Here is an 18404-nt window from a genome sequence, read left to right as displayed (position 1 = left end):
GTACGGAACTCTACACATTCAGCGTGCATCAGCGGACCGCCGCGGTACGCGGCCGGGGCGGCCGGTGATCGGGTCGGCGAGCGCGCCGCGCATGTTGAAGGCGATGTGGAACGAGGGCAGGTTCTCGTTCTTCTTCCGGTAGTCGGAGATCGAAAAGCGCAGAGGAATGAAGGGCACCTCAGTGTGCAGCTCATAGACCCAAGCGGTACCGCGGCGTCCATCTGGGGTGGCGGACAGGACTCGGCCAGTGAAGGTCTGAGCGGTGCCGTCCGACTGCGAGGCGAGGTATTTGGAGATGATGCGCGAGGACACGTCTCGCGACTCGCGATCGAGCCTCACGAACGCCTCCTTCGATGCCTGATATTGCCCGAGGTGGAACAAGGCCAACCCGCGCAAGAAGTCGCGCCGATACCGGTCGTAGCCAACGGTTTCTGGGATCGCGTCCACGATGGCCAGGCACTCAGTCCAGGTCTCGTCGCTGAATGCCACTACCTCGCGTTCGCCGTGCAGGAACCGCCGACCAGCTTTCGACTCCCAGAACAGGTCCAGAAGCAGCCGCGAGCAGCGCCAATCGGAGCGGACCTCGCTCGGAGCGCGTCGCAGGGTCTCGACAGCCACTTGCGGCCCGTCTTCACCAGCCTTAGCCGCGCGCAGCGCGAGGAAGTAGTACGCGGCGGGGTCACCGTTCTCGGTCAGTGCGAGCAGGTGCTTGGCCTCCATGACTGGATCATTGAGAAGTCTGGCCAGCTCCACATGCCGGTCGTCATACTTAGCCGCCTGTTTCGGGCTGAGCGCACCGGGGTCAAGGGAATCAAGCGAGGACTGGGCACTGGCCAGCAGGTCGAGCCGATCGTCAGATGCCAGCGTGCCGGACTGCACCGCATCTCTGGTGGCCCAGGCGATGACGTCGACCGGGTAGACATTCTCCGGATCCACGGCGCGGGCCTGCAGTGCCACCCGGGTCACGTCTCGCATGAGCGCAAGGATCTGGGGGGACGCCGCCTCGTCCGGCGACGCAGACAGCTCGTAGATCTGCGCCCCTTCGGCACTGGCCAATTCCACGAGCAGGTTCAACCGAGAGTGTGGTGAGGGGTCGGAATCCTCCAGCGTGGCTTCCAGCATCCGCTGCACGTCCCGCACCAGCCGGAGACGCTCCTCGTGCGAGATGGCCTCGCTTCGCTGCGCCCACTTGACGTACTCGCGGGTGAGGTTAGCCTCCAGCAACGCCAGGCGGGGGTGCGCATAGCCCCGGGCCAGCCGCAATTCGCGGAAAGCCTCAGCCAGCTCGAGATAGTGCGGTGTGAAGCGGCGGTCGTCGGACTGCGGCCCGATCCGATCCAACAGGTCTGCGATGAACTGGACCTCGCCGCCGCCCCACCGGTTCAGCTCCGGTCGCAGGTTGGTGATCAGCTGGGCCGTCACTTCGACTTCGGTGGGCAGGTTCAGGTCCTCCCGGGCAAGCAACTCGGCTTCCAGAGGCGTACGAGTGCCAAGGAACTGGCCGCCGCTGTCATCCTCAGTCCAGCGGAAGATGTCGAAGTTCTTCACAAGGTCGACCAGCCGGTCCGCGCCTTCCCGGCCCAGAACGCGCAGCAAGAGTTCAAGCGGGATGCGCAGCCCGCGGCGGCCAGCAACCAGGATCATGGAGGTGATCTGTTCAGCCGCGCTGCGCTCCTCAAACGAGAGGTTTATCAACTCCGCATTCGGTCGCTCGGCGGGCCGCAGCACGCTGATGTCCACGCCCGCGTCCTGCAGCGCTCTCGCGACTGCCGTGAGCCGCGCCTCGCTGTTCCTTGCCGCAGTACGCGAGAGCCGTTCGAGCCCGATCTCGGCCGCCCGTGCCTCGGTGACCAGGCCGTGCCGCAAACTCCACTCTGTCTCCGGGAGCAACAGATAGAGAAGCGCAAGGAACGAGGAATCGAGTTTGTCGATCTGGTTATTCGGAACCGATACGCCGAACGAGGACAGCCATGGTCCTAGCCGGCGGCCTTCGGTGGCGCTGAGCACCGGCTCGACTGTGATGATGCTCTTGCGCTTGTGAGCGGACATAGGCGGTAGGTAGCTACTGCCGACGATGACCACCCTCTGCCCACGCGATCCCAGCTGGCGTTGGAGTAGGTAGTACTCATCGCTGTCGACCATGCCGTCCCACACCAACAAGGTCGGCAGATTATGGCTCCGATCGGCCCAGGATGCGAAGGACTCGATGTCGGCCAGGGTCGGCCGTTCGCCGCGCACCGAACGGTGCAGCACCGCCGCACGGCCGGATCGCGCCACCTCGAGCGCCAGCGCGGTCAAGGCAATGGTCTTACCTGTTGCCGTCTGCCCAGCAACGATGATCGGCTCAGGCAGGCCCAGTTCCTCCAGCGCCGACTGCACCCGCTGCAGCAGTCCGGCTTCGAAGTCTCGCTGCAGGTTATAGCCGCTGGCTACAGCTTTCCATTGCGGCTGCCCTTCCCCCGTGCCGAGAAAGTGCCGGAACCGCTCGTACCGGATCGCGGATGAGGCGGATGCAAACGGCTCGAGCAGGTCGGTATCGACCGGCCGGGCCGCGCCGATCACCCGATTCCGGGTGTCGACGTCGATCTCGGCGAAGGTGTCACCAACCGGAATGAATCGCCCACCTTGGGCCCCACGCCCGGCCGCAGACCTCTGTAGCCGTCCAGTCTCCTCAAGCTCGGCCAGCAACTTGGCGAACGGCTCGCGATGCGCCACTAGTACGCCACGCTCCTGCGCGGCGTGGATGTACGGGTCGGCAAGCAAGTCATCAGTCGCGGAGAAAAGGTGGGCCTGACCCGCCTGGAGTCGAGTCAGGAAGGTAAACAGGTCCTCTGGCCGCAGCCAGTCGTTGAGTGTGTATCCGTCGACAACCAGAATGCCCCGCGGTGTGATGATCGTGTCTGCTAGCGCGGTCAATACCTCAGCTGCGCGGGCGCGCGCCTCGGCAGCGGCAACGGGACCAACCGGTGGCCGCTCGCCCTCAGGCAGCCCCAAACCGCCAAAGAGATAACGCAGATGCAGCTCTGTCGCCGACCGATGATGCCTCCCGACCTGCGCCTGTGCTGTCGGCACCACACGGCGCCAGTCCCTCCGGAAGACGTCGAGCAGCCCGGAGTCAATACGGGAGGTGAAAACACCGTTCCACGGATAGTCCGCGGTGTCCGGCACCCAATCGAGCACAGGCTGTGCCCCTGCCGACTGGTCATATTCCGCGTAGGCCGTAGTGCCGTCCGGGCCAAGCAGCATGGGCTGTGGAATCGGGACGCCGGGATCGTTGAGGGTCTGACCTAGGAGAAGGAAGGCAGGCCCTTCAACAAGTCGTTGCACAACGGTTGCGATCGCGGACTCCATGAGAAGGAGGTTAGCGTCACATACCGGGCCGCGACTGTGTTCGTCTGACGTCACCCTGGTTGGCGTTCGGACTCGTCTGCGGCCAACGCGATGTGCGTGCAAGCGCACCGAAGCAGTGCGGAAGTCGGTGGCGTGGGCGATCGCCCACGGAGCCGGCGTTTCGGTCAGCGGCGTCGGTGGCGTTGATCGGCCGGGGTCGTGGGTGCCGTGGTGGGTTGGGGGTTTCGGGCCTGGTGTCCGCTGGGTGCGAGCGCCATGGGGGTGCGGCTGCGGGCGGCTTCGGCGCGGGGGTTGGGTGCGGGGTTGCGGCTGGTGTGCTGGATGCGGGTGATCAGGACGCGGGCGGGTTGGCGGGCGGTGGTGAGTTCGCGTTGGGCGGCGGCTTCCTTGAGGAGCTGGTGGGGTTTGTGGCCGCCGGCTTCGGCGTCGGCGAGGACGGTGGCGAGAGCCGGCCAGGCGGGGTCGGTGAGGATGCGGTCGGCGTGGTCGGGGACGGCCGTCCGTACGTCGTGGGCGAGGGTCCGTCGGGCCTGGTCACTCGGCCGGCGGGTGGCGAGGCTGCCGACGACGGGTGTGAGGGCTCGGTCGGCGGCGGCCTGGAGGTGGTGGAGGGTCTGGCGGGCGGCTTCGGCCTGGTGGGCGTGGTTCTTCGCCTCGTGCCAGCGGGCGGCGACGATCGTGGCCCAGACGAGGGCGGCGAGCAGAGTTGCCAGGGCGCTGCCGTCGGGGCCGGTGGCGGTGTGGGCGAGATCCCGGGCCGCCTTGCGCGAGATCGTGGCCGCCTGGCCCTCAGCGCGTATCTGGGAGCGCTGGGCGCGGGCGAATGCCCTTGAGGCTGCTCGGAGTTCGGCCTGGAGGTGGTCGGGTGCCCTCTGGGCGGCGGCTTCGATGAGGTCGCCGAGCGCGGTGATGTGGGCCTGGGCGTGGGGGTCGTCGGCCATCCCCTGGTGGAGGGTGTCGAGGGCGCTGGTGGCCTGGTGCCAGGAGGTGGCGAGCTGGTCACGGCGGGCGGTGGGGTGTTCCTCCGGCGCGGTGGTCTCCAGGCGGGCCTTGAGCTTGGGGAGGGTGAGGTCGGGGGCGATCTTTCCGCCGGGGTGGAAGATCTGTTCGCCGTCCGTGTTGAGGTCGCCGGGGCGGCCGACGGCGTAGCCGAGGAGGTCGCCGGACGGTCCGCGGCGGGGTTTGAACGCGATGCCCATGGCTTCGAGGTAGGCGAGGAGTTCCTCGGCGTTGCTGGCGTGGGGGATGGCGGCGCGGATGCGGTCCTGGAGCCAGTCTCGGCTGGTCTGCTCCCAGCCGAGGCGCTGGGCCTTGTGCATCTCGGCCTGGGTGGGCCGGCGTCCGGCGGTGCGGTCGCCCTTCTTCAGTTGGCGCAGGCCGTAGTCGGTCTCGATCTGGCGGCAGGCGTCGCCGACGCGGATGCCGCTGTCGTGGAGCCTGGGACGGCGGCCATCCTCTCGGACGGTGGTGGCGAGGATGTGGGTGTGGTCGTCCGCGTGACGTACGGCGATCCAACGGCACGCCAGGTCGTCTCCGGGCGGCGCGATGCCGGCGGCTTCGACGATCCGCTGGGCGATGTCGGCCCACTCCGTGTCGGAGAGGCGGCGGTCTTCGGGGGCGGTGCGGACGGGGCAGTGCCAGACGTGGTCGGTGACCTTCCTGCCGAACTCGCTGTTCCGAAGGTGGACGGGCTCGTCGAGGTGGCGGGCGAGCTGGGTGAGGGTGGCGTCCGGGTCGCGGCCGGGGTCGGGCATGCCGAGCATGGCGAAGCCGGCGACGATGTGCGGGTCGGTGTGCTCGTCGTGACGGCCTGGGCCGTAGAGGTAGGCGAGCAGGCCACGGGTGTTGGACCCGGCCGGTTTGATGGCGGCGATCACGCGGCCAGGTCCTTCCTGGAGTCGGTCGGTTCGCGCAGGGCCTCGGCGATCAGCTCCAGCAGGCGGTGGAGCTCGTCGAGATGGTGGCGGATGTCCGGTGGGGTGAGGTCGCTGTTGAGGGCGCGGGCGATCTGGTTGACGTTGACGCCGATGCGGTTGAGCTCGCGCAGCACCTGGGCGCGGAACATGTGGGTGCGGCGGCGGTCCTCGGACAGCGGCAGGTTCGCGGTGAACCGGCCGGATACGAACGCGAGGACGATGTCGGCGGCGAAGCCGGATTCCCCCTTGTAGCCGTTCTCGGCGGCGGCCTCCTGAAGAGCGTTGTGCTCGTCGCCGGTGAACCGCAGCGGGCCGACGCGGACGGTCCGCTTGGTACCGGTGAAACGGCGGATCGCCGGCTGCACGCTCTGCACCACACGCTCACCGGCTGTCGGCTCGGTGGCGGGTGCGGGGCGGAGGATCTGCTGCTGGACGGCGTGGAGCTCGTCCGGGTCGGGGCCGCCCTCGGTCCCGGCCTCCCGGTCCAGCGCCCCCTTGCGTCGGACCGTCTCCGCCACCCCCGGGGCGGAGATCCCCGAAGACCGGTCTTGAGTCGGACTCGGGGTACTACTGGCTCCGCCAGGGGCCGTCATCCCGAACGCGGTCCGCCAACGGGCGTTCTGCTTCGAGACCAGCGAGGGCGTGGAGTCGGGGTCGTTCGGGTCGAGCGTCACAGGGTGCGTCTCCGATGCGGGGGGGGTGGGCTGACAGTGCCGGACAAACGGGGTCGGAGGGCGGGCGGCCACGGTGGTGGCACGAGTTGCGGCGCGCGACAGCGAGAGCTGACCGGATGGCCGGCGGTCCCCGAAATTCAGAGGATGGCTGTCACGGCGCAGGGAACGTGGAGCACAGCTCGCGGGCTGGGGACCGGTCCGGTGCCGAGGGGACGGGGATCGCGTGGTGATCGACGGGGACCGACCGCGGCCGTCACCAGCCACGGTCCCCGTCCGGCATTACCGGCGTTGACCTGCGGTGAATATCGGTCAGTAGCCGGGTGTGGTTCCGGTCAGGGCTTGCTGCCTGCGGAGTTCCGCCAGCTCCCTCTTGACCTTCCCCAGGCGCTCGTTGCTGATCGAGTGGCCCTCGCCCTCGATGGCCGCCCGCATCTGCTTCAGCGTCGGCTCCCCTTCCAGCCTCTCCACAATCGCGAGGAAGTCGTCCAGGTCACCGGTTGTCGGTCGCCCGACCTTCCGGGACGGGGCCACGGGTGCGGCAGCCTCGCGGGGGTCATCGTCCGGATCCGCGGCAGTCTCGGCGTCGATGGCACCTGGTCCCTCTGGCTCGTCCCCCATGGGTTCGGGTCGACCGTCGAAGACGCTCCCCTCGGCCTCCGGGAGTAGGACGGGGACCTGTGTTGGGCGATTGCGGGCATCCGCGCGGCGTGGGGTGGCGGGCGAGGCGACGTGCTCGTGAATCTGGCGCATGAGGACGCCGAAGGCCAGGAGAGCAGCGGCTGGGGGTACAGCCGCGACCACGTAGTCCAGCAGCGGCACCGTCTTGGTGCCCCGGGTGCCGCTGACACCCGCGACGTTGAGGGCGATGGAGCCGAGGGAACCGGAGGTCGTGAGGACGATCGCCCACCAGTCGGTGACGCGGCGCAATCCTGCGCGAAGCATCAAGAGCTCGCCGGCGACGATGAACGCGTCCAGGGTCGCGGGCCAGGCCCATTGCCGGACGGGGGAGGCTGCCAGACCGTGGCGTCCGGCGACCTCGGCGAGGTGCGCGTACGAGAGCCAGAACGCTCCGGCGGTAAGAGCCACGATGACGGCCCCGGCCGCTGCGAGCGTGTACCGCGCAGCGGTCTGCGCGGCCGTTACTTCCTTCCCGCCGGACGGTGCTCCGTCGCGTCTGGGCTCGTGCTTCGTGATGGTGGGTGTGGCAAGGGTGGTCATGGGTGTGGGGATGCTCCTACGTGGCTTCGGGGGTGTGTGAGGCGTCCTAGGCGTCTTGGCCGTTGCAATCGCAGGTCAGCGCAAGTACGGGGGCGCGCCGGCCTTCCGTCTTGGCGGGCAGTGCGGGCGTCTTGGGCGTCATGCGAGGGCGGGGTCGCCCGGCCGATTTCGGATGCCGGTGCTCTCGCTCGACGGACGGCGACCTGCTGTCTGCCGTCTGGGACGGCAGCACTGTGACCTGGGGTGATACGGGCCAAGACGTTGGGGACGGGGCAAGACGGATGCGGGTGCCGTCCTGGGTGGGTTCCGTCTTGGGCCCGGTTGCCGTCTTGGCCGCATGCCTGTTGACCTGCGGTGTCACGGCAGGGACGGCAAGGACGGCAACCGTGGCGGCTCGGGTGTCAGCTCTCGCTGGGCGGACCGGTGGGGCCTACGGGGTGGACAGTGGGGCAGTAGCGCTGCCAGGGATCAAGGAACTTGTGGCGCATGTAGCCCTTGCGCTGGGTTCCGTCGGCGAGCCGGACGTTGCCGGAGCGGATGCCGAACTCGCGCAGCATCGCGCCGAGGTCACGAGGCTTCAACCCGCCTCGCCCCCACTCCGCCCACGGGCCCTCCGGGTCCTGGCACAGGTGGTGCAGGAGTTCCTCGGTGGTGAGGCTGTCGACGTCGCGCTGGGCTGCGAAGACGCGGCGGATGTCCGCGAGGATCCGCGCACCACCGGGGTGCTCCTCCTCGGCCTCGGTTTCGGCGGCGACCATCCGCGCGCACGCGGTGCGTGCGCGGGCGGGCCACTGGCCACCGGCGAGATCGGCCACGGCGATCAGCGGCTGCCAGGTGTCGGCTGCCCGGTCTCGGACCGGCATGGGCGGCACCAGATCCATCGCCTCCGTGTGCCGAGGGAGAAGCCACACCTTGAGGCGGTCACGCAGATCGTGGAGCTTGGCGACGTCCCGCGGGACGCGAAACTCCTCGACGCTCTCGTCGCCCCCTCGGCGGCGCATTCGCAGGACGATGGACCGGTCCATGACGGTGTCCGGCAGGTTCCCGATGCCGGCGAGGGCGGCCATCGCGAAGGTGGGGAACTGAACCACTTCGTGGTTGGGCCCGGACACCCGCAGGGTGGGACGGTTGCGCTGGTGGCCCGCGTTGAGGAGCCCGCGCATCTCCTCGTTCTTCTCCGCCACTTTCACGGAGCCGAAGATCGTGTCGACCTCGTCGACGAGCAGCGTAGGCGGGACGTCGGTGATCGACCGGAAGATCGCGGCGGCGGAGGCGTTCACCGTGATCAGCGGGTTATGGACGACTTCGGTGATGACGTCCAGGAGCCTCGACTTGCCGCACCGCCTGGCCGGGCCCAGCACCGCCAAGCGCGGGGCATGCTGCCACGCGGTCTGCAGGTGGGTGGCAGCCACCCACAGCGTCACCGCCGTGAGGGCCTCATCGTTCGGCAGCACGACATAGCGGCTGATCTCCGCGCGCAGGTCGCACAGGACCTGCCCGCCCTCAGTAAGAGGGCCGACAAGAGGGGCGTCCTCCTTGGCGGGCCGGACCTCCGCCACAGGGATCTCGGGTGCTTCTGCACCCACAGGCTGTGGATCCTGGAGGCGGGCGCCCGGCTGGCCGGGGATCGCGGTCGGCGGCCAGGTGGCCGTACCGGATGCGGATTCGGTGTCAGGTATCGCAGCTTCCAAGGGGCAGCTCCTTCTCCGGTGGCTGCGGCCGTGCATGCCTCCGGGGTTGACCGTGCGGTCGCGGATGGGGATGTTGCGGGTGCCTCCGACGTCGGCCTGCCGGGGGCTCGTTCGTCTCTCGTGGGCACCTGGCCACGCGGGGCGACGACGAACAGTACGTACGACCCCGGGGACAGTCCAGCGTTTCTGTGTCAGCTCAGCGCAGAAGGGTCTGCTACCTTCTCTCGCTCTCAAGCGGCCAGACCCAGCAGATTCAACAGGTCGGCGGTCACCACGCGGTACGCCTTGCCCAGCCTCAGAACCTTGCACGGGTACTCGCCCCGCTTGGTCAACTCGTAACCCTTGCTCCGCCCGAGACCCAGGGCCCGGTTGCCGGTATCCAGGTCAATGGCCACCGGGAGGGCCAGCAACTCGTCCCGCCTCATGCCGTTCGACTGGCCGACCATCGGTTCATCGCGCACGCAGCGCTCCTCTCGTCACAGCCCTCGGCGAACACGGCGACCGCATCCGACTCCAGGCCTACGAGAACAACGCTAAGGAAATTAATGTGTCTCCATGACACAACGCCGTTTGGATGATGAAGACCCTGACGACTTCCCGGAATGGGTCGACCGGATCAAGAACAACGTCGCCGGCGAGGTCCGCCGACGACGGAAGGAGATGGGGTGGAGCGCCCAACGGCTGGCAGACCGATGCGAAGAACTAGGGCACCCGATCCCGCGCAACGTCATCGCCAACCTGGAGTCCGGCCGCAGGGCCAACCTGCCGCTGGTGGACGTCATGGTCTTGGCTGCGGCCCTGTACACGTCCCCGATCTGCCTGATCTTCCCCGTCGGCTATGTCGAGGAGACCCAGGAACTTCCCTTCCAGTACCTCGTCCCGACCTGGGACGCCATGCGGAAGTTCACCGCTGAAGAGTCCAGCGGCGACAACGACGCCGGACTCATCCCGGAATTCAACCGGCACGCCAGCCTGGTCCGCATCATCGAGGCCGCCCTCTACGAGGCAGAACGGACCGGGTTCGCGGCCAAGACGGCGACCACCCCCGCCCAGCGCGAGGAAGCCGAACGCAAGAGGGACCACTACGCCAGACAGGCCGAGGACGCCAAGCGGGAGCTCTACAGCCTCCGATGGGAAATCCGCGACGAAGGCGCCACCCCGCCAGACCTGCCGCCAGCACTCGCCGACATCGACCCACCCGATACCGGCACCGACGAAGAGGACGACATTTGAAGGGCTCCACCTACCGCCGCTGCTCCTGCCGCGACCCCAAGACCGGCAAGGAATTCGGCACTTCCTGCCCCAAGCGCAACAGCAGGAACCATTGCACCTACTCCATACGCCAGGAGCTGCCTTTCCGCGAGGACGGCAGCCGGCGTTCGTTCGCCCGTGGCGGGTACGCCAACGTCAAGGCGGCGCAGGCCGACCTCGACCATGTGCGCGCTCTCCTCGGGCTCGCCAAGGCCGACGACCCCGAAGGCATCCAGCTCGTCGCCGAGATGCTGGCGGAGGTCAGCGGCGAGAAGCTGCCCCTGCCGGACGTGGAGGAGACGCGGCGGCGGCTCAAGGCCGGCCAGGACCTCGTCGGGAGCCTGACCGTCGCCGACTGGCTGGACCGGTGGCTGGCGGGCAAGCGGATCCGGAAGTCGGGCGTCAGCCGCTACGAGACCGACATCCGCGTGCACCTCAAGCCGCACATCGGGCACCGGCGCCTTGACCGGCTGCGGGTCAGCCACCTGAGCGAGATGTTCACGGCCATCGCCGACGGCAACGCGGAGGTCGTGGAGCAGAACGCCCAGCGGCGTGCTGCCGTGGATGAGTTGGCGACGATCCCGTGGAAGGGGGCCGAGAACCGTGCTCGCCGGAAGGCGTTGAAGGCTGCGCTCGACGCGATGCCAGCCTTCCGCCGGGTGACGGGCCCCGCCACGCGCCAGCACGTGAAGGCAACGCTCCGCGCGTCCCTGAACGACGCGATCGGCCAGCAGATCATCACGTTCAACCCGGCGGCCCACGTCGAGATCGATCCGGTGCGCAAGCCGAAGGCGCTGGTGTGGACGGACGAGCGGGTCGCCAAATGGGAGCAGACCGGCGAGAAGCCCTCGCCGGTGATGGTCTGGACGCCGGAACAGACGGGCGCCTTCCTCGACTTCGTCGCCGACGACCGGCTGTACGCCATGTGGCACCTCATCGCCTTCCGCGGCCTGCGGCGAGGCGAGGCGTGCGGTCAGCCCTGGTCGGAGACCAACCTCGACCGGCATTCCCTCACCGTGACCGGCCAGCTGGTACAGGCCGGCTGGGACGTTGAGGCGTCCGAGCCGAAGACGGACAGCGGCTTCCGCGTCGTCGCACTCGACGACGACACCGTCGGCGTCCTGGAGCGGCACCGTAAGCAGCAGGAAGCCGACCGCGCAGAGTGGGGGTCTGCCTGGGTGAACACCGGGCTCGTCTTCACGCAGGAGGACGGCTCCTGGCTTCACCCGGGCAAGGTGACCGATCTCTTCGAGCGGCTCGTGGCGGCCTCCGGGCTGCCGCCGATCCGGCTGCACGACCTCCGGCACGGGGCGGCCACGCTCATGCTGGCGGCCGACATCGACATCAAGATCGTGTCGGACACGCTCGGGCACAGCGACACCCGGATCACGCGCGACATCTACCAGAGCGTGCTCCCCCACGTAGGCAAGAGCGCCGCCGAGGCCACCGCCAAGCTGGTCCCCCTCCAGCGCAAGGCCGAGCAGGAAGCGCAGGCCAGCATGGCCGTCAAGGAGGCCAAGCGGGACGCGAAGGCGAAGGCCAAGGGAAAGAAGAAGGGCAAGGCCAAGAAGGCCGCCAAGAAGGGCTGACGGCCCCTCCGCTCACGCATCGCTCACGCACGGGGTTCCGTACCCCAGGCGCCGCATGCCCGCATGGGTAAAGGGCATGAAAAAACCCCAGGTCACGGCGAGTGAGTCCTGGGGTTAATCCGAGCCGCCTTCGGGATTCGAACCCGAGACCTACGCATTACGAGTGCGTTGCTCTGGCCAACTGAGCTAAGGCGGCGCCGCTGGTTCGACAAGTGTTCCCTCGGGAGGGAGCGCTCATCAGCAGCGGCGCCAAGTCTACAGGGTGTGCGGAGGTGCCCCGCACCAGGTTGTTCGCCGGGGTGCCGAGGTCAGCACTTCGTGCCCGGCTTCGGGGGTGTGCCCTCCAGGAGGTAGCGGTTGATCGCGCCGTCGACGCAGTCGCTGCCGCGGCCGTACGCCGTGTGGCCGTCGCCGTCGTAGGTGAGGAGGGTGCCCGAGTCCAGCTGGCCGGCCAGGGCCTGGGCCCACTTGTACGGGGTCGCCGGGTCGCGGGTGGTGCCGACCACCACGATCGGGGCGGCGCCCTTCGCCGTCAGCTCCTTCGCCGTGCCCGTGGCCTTCACCGGCCAGTACGCGCAGTTCAGCGCAGCCCACGCCAGCCCCGCGCCGAAGACCGGGGACGCCTTCTCGAAGGAGGGCAGGGCGGTGTCGACCGCCTCCGGGCCGTTGAAGGCCGGCGGCTGGTCCAGGCAGTTGACGGCGGCGTTCGCGAACATCAGGTTGGCGTACTTGCCGTCCGCGCCGCGCTCGTAGTAGCTGTCGGCCAGGCCCAGGAGCATCGCCCCGTCGCCGTTCATCGCCGCCTCCAGAGCCTCCCGCAGCTGCGGCCAGGCGCTCTCGTCGTACAGCGCGGCGATCACGCCGGTCGTCGCCAGGGACTCGCCCAGCGGGCGGGCCGGGTCGCCGGAGGGCACGGGCTGGGCGTCGAGCTTGCGGAAGAAGTCCTTGAGGCGGGCGCCCACCTCCTCCGGGCTGCCCTGCCCGAGCGGGCAGTCGGGCTGCTTCGCGCAGTCCTTGGCGAAGGAGGTGAAGGCGGTCTCGAAGCCCGCCGTCTGGTCCCGGTTGAGGTCGAGCGAGGGGCTCGCGGGGTCCATGGCGCCGTCCAGGACCAGCCGGCCGACCCGCCCCGGGAAGAGGTCCGCGTACGTGGCGCCCAGGAAGGTCCCGTACGAGGCGCCGACGTAGTGCAGCTTCTCGTCGCCCAGGACCGCGCGCAGCAGGTCCATGTCGCGGGCCGCGTCCACGGTGGAGACGTGCGGCAGCACCCGCTGCGAGCGGGTCTTGCAGCCCGCCGCGAACTGCTTGAAGGCCGTCACCAGCTCGGCCCGCTCCGCCGCGTCGTCCGGCGTCTGGTCCACCTGGGTGTACTTGTCCATCTCGGGCCCGCTCAGGCACTCCACGGGGCTGCTGCGCTGCACCCCGCGCGGGTCGAAGGAGACCATGTCGTAGCGGGCGCGGACCGGCGCCGGGTAGCCGATGCCCGCGTACGCCTGGAGGTAGCCGATACCGGAACCGCCCGGTCCGCCCGGGTTCACCACCAGCGAGCCGATCTTCTTCCCGGGGCCGGTGGCCGCACGGCGCGAGACGGCGATGTCCACGTCCTCCCCGGAGCCGGGGTTGGCGTAGTCCAGCGGCGCCTTCATCGTGGAGCACTGGAATCCGGGGGCACCACAGTCGCGCCAGGTCAGCTTCTGCTCGTAGTACGGGCGCAGCGCCGCGGGATCGGGGGACGGCCGGGCCGAGGATGCGGCGGTCTGGAGTTTCCCCGATCCACCGGCCGTGCACCCGGTGAGCAGCAGCCCGGCGGCGGCGATCACGGTTCCGGTGGTACGCAGCAGACGACTGGTGTCCATCCTCGGAGCCTACGTCGTCCCGGAGCGGGGCAGGCGGACTCCCCGCGCCGGACGGCCGCACGCCTTCCGTGGCCCGGACCGGGCACGACAGGGGCCGTACGGCTCCCCGGGCCCGGTCCACGGTTCGCCCGCACGGGTGAGCCCCCGTCAACCGGGCGCACCTCGCGACACCCGTACGGAGCCCCCGCGCGGCCGACGGACCCGCCCGCCCGGCCAGCCCGGCCCGGCCCGATCGGTCGGCCGGCTCAGCCGGCTCAGCCCGCGCGCAGCGCCATCGTCATCGCCTCCACCGCCAGCAGCGGGGCGACGTTGCGGTCCAGGGCCTCCCGGCAGGCGATGATCGCCTCGATCCGGCGCAGGGTCCGCTCGGGGCCCGAGGCCCGGGCGATCCGGTCGAGGTCGGGGCGTATCTCCTCGTTGGCGATGGCCACCGACGAGCCGAGCTGGAGGGCCAGCACGTCGCGGTAGAAGCCGGTCAGGTCGGTCAGCGCCAGGTCGAGGGTGTCGCGCTGGGTACGCGTGCGGCGGCGCTTCTGCCGGTCCTCCAGCTCCTTCATCACGCCCGCCGTGCCGCGCGGCATCCTGCTGCCCGCGCCCGCCCCGGCGCCGAGGGCGGTCCGCAGCTCCTCGGTCTCCTTGGCGTCGACCTCCTCGGCGACCTGCTTGGCATCGTCCGCAGCGGCGTCGACCAGCTCCTGCGCGGCCTTGAGGCAGCCGCCCACATCGTCCACGCGCAGCGGGAGCTTGAGCACCGAGGCCCGGCGGGCCCGGGCGGAGGGGTCGGTGGCGAGCCGGCGGGCCCGGTCGATGTGCCCCTGGGTGGCGCGGGCCGCGGCCTCGGCCGCCGCGGGCTCGATGCCGTCGCGCCGGACCAGGACATCGGCGACGGCCGCGACGGCCGGGGTGCGCAGCGTCAGGTGCCGGCAGCGGGACCGGATCGTCGGCAGCACGTCCTCCAGGGAGGGCGCGCACAGCAGCCACACCGTCCGGGGGGCGGGCTCCTCGACGGCCTTGAGCAGGACGTTGCCCGCACCCTCCGTGAGCCGGTCCGCGTCCTCCAGGACGATGACCTGCCAGCGGCCGACGGCGGGTGAGAGCTGGGCGCGCCGCACCAGGTCGCGGGTCTCCTTCACACCGATCGACAGGAGATCGGTGCGGACGATCTCCACATCGGCATGCGTGCCGACCATCGTGGTGTGACAGCCCTCGCAGAATCCGCAGCCGGGCTCACCGCCCAGGGCGCGGTCGGGGCTGGTGCACTGCAGGGCGGCCGCGAAGGCCCGGGCGGCGGTGGCCCGCCCGGAACCGGGCGGGCCGGTGAACAGCCAGGCGTGGGTCATCTTCGACGCCGGGGGCGCCTCGGTGCCCTCCGCGGCGGCCGTGACCAGCGCATCGGCGTCGCGGGCGGCGGCGGACAGCTGCGTGTGCACCCGCTCCTGCCCTACCAGGTCGTCCCATACGGGCATCCCGCCCACCACCTCTCACTCTCCGTGCACCCATTGTGGCGGGCGCCACTGACAATCCCGTACGGGCGACCGCGCGCCCGCGTCAGCGACGGCGGCGGGGCCGGCGCCCGTCCTCGTCGCCGTCGTCCTCGCCGTCCGCGTCGTCCCGGCGTCCCAGCAGTTCGTCGGCCAGCGTGGGCAGGTCGTCCAGCGGGGTCTCCTCCGCCCAGTCCGGGCGGGGGCGGCGCGGCCGGCCGTCCTCGTCGAGGACGGGCAGCTCCCGCGTCCGGTCGTTGCCGGAGTCGCGGAAGAGGCCCGAGGGCACCCGGTCGGCCGGGTCCTCGGCGGGGCGCTGGGCCGTCGGCCGCGTGGCCGAGCGGTACCCACCACCGCTGCCGGAGCCGGCCTCGCCGCCCGAGCCCGAGCCCGAGCCCGAGCCCGAACCCGAGCCGGTGCCGGTGCTGGTGTCCGCGCCCCGCGCGTCGTCCGTACGCACCGGCGGCAGCACCGCCGTCTCGTCCACCGATCGGACCGGCGGCAGCACCGCGGTCTCCTCCACCGAAGAGGCATCCGCCGACTGCTCCGGCTTCACCTTCGGCACCGGAACGGTCTCGGTGACATCGTCCGGCCGCAGCACCCGCTTCACCACCGGCGTCTCCACCGTGACCGCGTCGTCCGGATACGGCTCCTTGGTCATCGGCACCCGGGGAGCCGGTGAATCCGCAGGAGCAGCAGAAGAAGCAGGAGCAGGAGCGGTAGCAGCCGCCGCCTCAGCCGCAGCCGCTTCAGCCGCAGCCGCCGCGGCAGCAGCCGCCTTGGCCGCCGCCTCCGCCGCCTGCGCCTCCACCAGCCGCCGCGCCTCCTCGGCCTTCACCAGGGCCTCCTCGGCCCGCCGCTGCTTCTCCCGCCGCCGCTCCTCGGCCTCGGCCCGCAGCCGGGCCTCCTCCTCGGCCTGCTTGCGCAGCCGCTCGGCCTCCGCCGCGCGCGCCTTCTCCTCGGCCTCGATCCGCAGCCGCTCGGCCTCGGCCCGGGCGCGGGCCTCCTCCTCGGCGCGCAGCCGCTCCTCCTCCGCCCGGCGGGCGGCCTCCTCCTCGGCCTTGCGCCGGGCCTCCTCCGCCTCGCGGGCCTTGCGTGCCTCTTCCTCGGCCCGCAGCCGCTCCTCCTCCGCCTTGCGCGCGGCCTCTTCCTCGGCCTTGCGCCGCGCCTCCTCCTCGGCGAGACGGCGGGCCTCCGCCTGGGCGGCCACCTCCGCCTCCGAGAGCGGAAGCATCCGGTCCAGCCGGTGGCGTACGACGGTGGTCACCGAGTCGGGGTCCTGCCCCGCGTCGACCACGAGGTAGCGGCCGGGGTCGGCCGCGGCCAGGGTCAGGAAGCCGGAGCGCACCCGCTGGTGGAATTCCGCGGGCTCCGACTCCAGCCGGTCCGGCGCCTCCGTGAACCGCTCCCGCGCCGCCTCCGGCGATACGTCGAGCAGCACGGTCAGGTGCGGTACGAGCCCGTCGGTGGCCCAGCGCGAGATCCGGGCGATCTCCGTCGGGGACAGGTCGCGGCCGGCGCCCTGGTAGGCCACCGAGGAGTCGATGTAGCGGTCGGAGATGACGACGGCGCCGCGCTCCAGGGCCGGGCGCACCACCGTGTCCACGTGCTCCGCGCGGTCCGCGGCGTACAGCAGGGCCTCGGCGCGGTTCGACAGCCCGGCCGAGGAGACGTCGAGGAGGATCGAACGCAGCCGCTTGCCGACGGGGGTGGCCCCCGGCTCGCGCGTCACGACGACCTCGTGGCCCTTGCCCCGTATCCAGTCGGCGAGGGCCTTCACCTGGGTGGACTTGCCGGCTCCGTCGCCGCCCTCCAGGGCGATGAAGAAGCCGGTCGCGGCGGGCGCCTGGGCGGGCTCGCCGCCGCGCAGCGCGTCGCGCAGGTCCCGCCGCAGCGGGACACCGCCGCGGTCGTCGGCCTTGATGAGCACCACGACGGCGACGGGCAGCAGCAGCGCGCCGACCAGCATCAGCGTGAAGGCGGCGCCGCCGTGCGAGAAGACGACCTCGGCGCCGGTCAGCCGGTGCGGCCCGATCGCGGCGGCCAGCAGCGGCGCGGCGAGGGCGCCGACGGCCACGGCCACCCGGACGGCGGCCTGCAGGTGCTCGGTGACCCGGGCCCGGCGGAACTCCTCGGTCTCCTGGTCCAGCAGGGTGTGCCCGGTGTTGGCCGCGACGCCCGCGGCGAGGCCGGCGAGCAGCGAGAGGAACAGGACGGTCGCCGTGTCGGGCACCAGCCCGGTCAGCAGCAGCGCGACACCGGTCACCGCGATGGCGAGGGCGAGCTGCCGGCGCCGGGACAGGCCGGGCAGCACCTTGCCGGCCTGGTTGACGCGGATCCCGGCGGCGGTACCACCGACCAGCGCGAGGACGAACAGCGCGTACGCCGCCGGGCCCCCGCCGAGGTCGAAGGCGTGCAGGACCGATACGGCGACGGCGCAGGCCACCGCTCCGGCGACGGCGGCGCAGCTCAGCACGAGCAGCGGAACGGCCCCCGTACGCCCCTTGTCCGGGCGGTCCCCGGCCTTGGGGGCGCGCAGGCCCTCCAGCGGGGAGCGCGGCCGCGGGGTCGTCCCCGTCGGCAGCACCAGCGGGAGCAGCAGCGACACCGACGCGGCGAACAGGCCGGAGGCCACGTACGAGCCGAGGGCGGCCTGGTTCGCGGCGAACCAGTCCACGCCGAGCCCGAGCGCCTTGCCGACCAGGGTCGCGGCGAGCAGCACGGCCGCGGCCACGGGCAGTGCCGCGAAGGAGGTGCGCAGGGTCAGCCGCCGCAGGGCATCCATATGGTCCGGCAGCGGCCGTACGGTGGCTCCCTCCGGCGGCGGCGCGGGCAGCAGGGCGGGCGCCGCGCTCTCCTTGGCCAGCGTCCACAGCCGCTCGGCGGCGCCCGCGACGAAGACGGTGGCCAGCAGCGCGGTGAGCGCGTGGGCCGGGATCCAGTCGAGCCACAGCGGGGCGACGACGAAGAGCGCGAGGCGGATGCCGTCGGCGCCGATCATCGTCCAGCGGCGGTCCAGCTTGCCCTCGGCGCCGAGGAGCCCGGCCAGCGGGCCGAGCAGGACGGCGCCGAAGAGGAGGGTGGCGAGGATCCGGACGCCGAACACGACGGCGACGGTGAGGGCCGCTCCGCGGTAGCCGCCGCCGAAGGCCCCTTCGGAGACGGCCGCCTGAAGGGCCAGCAGCACCAGCACCAGCAGGGCGAGGGCATCTCCGATGCCGCTCACCAGCTGGGCGCTCCACAGCCGCCGCAGCCTGGGAGTGCGCAGCAGCGCGCGCACCGCACGCTCACGGGAATCCGCGGCTAGGGCTTCGTCGTAGGTGGGGTTCGCCGGGGCGGTCACGACCGCCGGCTGCTCGGCTCGCGTCATCCGCCCAGCC

At 71.0% G+C, this 18404-nt stretch carries 11 protein-coding genes and 1 tRNA gene; 2 read left to right on the top strand and 10 right to left on the bottom strand.

Annotated elements, in window-relative coordinates; genetic code table 11:
* Window positions 1–18 precede the first annotated feature (18 nt).
* The 6 genes from ABZ873_RS02385 to ABZ873_RS02360 form a co-directional block, all read right to left on the bottom strand.
* On the bottom strand, window positions 19–3351 hold the full coding sequence (locus tag ABZ873_RS02385; protein WP_360864036.1) for a hypothetical protein: 3333 nt from the start codon (window positions 3349–3351) through the stop codon (window positions 19–21).
* A gap of 164 nt (window positions 3352–3515) precedes the next feature.
* Window positions 3516–5228, bottom strand: coding sequence for a mobilization protein (locus ABZ873_RS02380; RefSeq protein WP_360864034.1), 1713 nt, complete (start codon window positions 5226–5228; stop codon window positions 3516–3518).
* Complete coding sequence (locus tag ABZ873_RS02375; protein ID WP_360864032.1) at window positions 5225–5785, bottom strand: MobC family plasmid mobilization relaxosome protein; 561 nt, start codon at window positions 5783–5785, stop codon at window positions 5225–5227. Before ABZ873_RS02375 ends, ABZ873_RS02380 begins: the two co-directional genes overlap by 4 nt.
* A 465-nt stretch (window positions 5786–6250) precedes the next feature.
* On the bottom strand, window positions 6251–7159 hold the full coding sequence (locus tag ABZ873_RS02370; protein ID WP_360864031.1) for a DUF2637 domain-containing protein: 909 nt from the start codon (window positions 7157–7159) through the stop codon (window positions 6251–6253).
* Between the two features lie 401 nt (window positions 7160–7560).
* Window positions 7561–8850 carry a DUF3631 domain-containing protein gene (locus ABZ873_RS02365; RefSeq protein ID WP_360864029.1) on the bottom strand — a complete coding sequence of 430 codons (1290 nt, stop codon included), beginning with the start codon at window positions 8848–8850 and terminating at the stop codon, window positions 7561–7563.
* Window positions 8851–9080: 230 nt separating this feature from the next.
* Window positions 9081–9296 carry a hypothetical protein gene (locus ABZ873_RS02360; protein WP_360864103.1) on the bottom strand — a complete coding sequence of 72 codons (216 nt, stop codon included), beginning with the start codon at window positions 9294–9296 and terminating at the stop codon, window positions 9081–9083.
* Between the two features lie 109 nt (window positions 9297–9405).
* Here ABZ873_RS02360 and ABZ873_RS02355 point away from each other — a divergent pair, with 109 nt between their 5' ends.
* Window positions 9406–10083: a helix-turn-helix transcriptional regulator gene (locus tag ABZ873_RS02355; RefSeq protein ID WP_360864027.1), complete on the top strand. Its 678-nt coding sequence runs from the start codon at window positions 9406–9408 to the stop codon at window positions 10081–10083.
* On the top strand, window positions 10080–11690 hold the full coding sequence (locus ABZ873_RS02350; protein WP_360864025.1) for a site-specific integrase: 1611 nt from the start codon (window positions 10080–10082) through the stop codon (window positions 11688–11690). Before ABZ873_RS02355 ends, ABZ873_RS02350 begins: the two co-directional genes overlap by 4 nt.
* Window positions 11691–11812: 122 nt before the next feature.
* Here ABZ873_RS02350 and ABZ873_RS02345 read toward each other — a convergent pair.
* The 4 genes from ABZ873_RS02345 to tmk all read right to left on the bottom strand — a co-directional run bounded on the left by ABZ873_RS02345 (window position 11813) and on the right by tmk (window position 18394).
* Window positions 11813–11886, bottom strand: a tRNA-Thr gene (locus ABZ873_RS02345).
* A 112-nt stretch (window positions 11887–11998) separates the two neighbouring features.
* Entirely contained in the window at window positions 11999–13543 is a 1545-nt protein-coding gene (locus ABZ873_RS02340) for an alpha/beta hydrolase (protein ID WP_360864023.1), read from the bottom strand.
* Between the two features lie 254 nt (window positions 13544–13797).
* Window positions 13798–15009 carry a DNA polymerase III subunit delta' gene (locus tag ABZ873_RS02335; protein ID WP_360864022.1) on the bottom strand — a complete coding sequence of 404 codons (1212 nt, stop codon included), beginning with the start codon at window positions 15007–15009 and terminating at the stop codon, window positions 13798–13800.
* Between the two features lie 82 nt (window positions 15010–15091).
* On the bottom strand, window positions 15092–18394 hold the full coding sequence (tmk, locus tag ABZ873_RS02330; protein WP_360864021.1) for a dTMP kinase: 3303 nt from the start codon (window positions 18392–18394) through the stop codon (window positions 15092–15094).
* Window positions 18395–18404: the final 10 nt, after the last annotated feature.

It is taken from the genome of Streptomyces sp. NPDC047014 (assembly GCF_040644195.1).
In the GTDB taxonomy this organism is placed as follows: domain Bacteria; phylum Actinomycetota; class Actinomycetes; order Streptomycetales; family Streptomycetaceae; genus Streptomyces.
The sequence above is the reverse complement of the archived record's forward strand: the minus strand, read 5'-3'. Positions and strand labels throughout refer to the sequence as shown.

Excerpts from the sequence above, each read along its gene's own strand:
- ABZ873_RS02385 (WP_360864036.1), bottom strand. The coding sequence starts at position 3,351 with ATGGAGTCCGCGATCGCAACCGTTGTGCAACGACTTGTTGAAGGGCCT.
- ABZ873_RS02370 (WP_360864031.1), bottom strand. The coding sequence starts at position 7,159 with ATGACCACCCTTGCCACACCCACCATCACGAAGCACGAGCCCAGACGC.
- ABZ873_RS02360 (WP_360864103.1), bottom strand. The coding sequence starts at position 9,296 with ATGGTCGGCCAGTCGAACGGCATGAGGCGGGACGAGTTGCTGGCCCTC.
- ABZ873_RS02355 (WP_360864027.1), top strand. The coding sequence starts at position 9,406 with ATGACACAACGCCGTTTGGATGATGAAGACCCTGACGACTTCCCGGAA.
- ABZ873_RS02340 (WP_360864023.1), bottom strand. The coding sequence starts at position 13,543 with ATGGACACCAGTCGTCTGCTGCGTACCACCGGAACCGTGATCGCCGCC.
- ABZ873_RS02335 (WP_360864022.1), bottom strand. The coding sequence starts at position 15,009 with ATGCCCGTATGGGACGACCTGGTAGGGCAGGAGCGGGTGCACACGCAG.
- tmk (WP_360864021.1), bottom strand. The coding sequence starts at position 18,394 with ATGACGCGAGCCGAGCAGCCGGCGGTCGTGACCGCCCCGGCGAACCCC.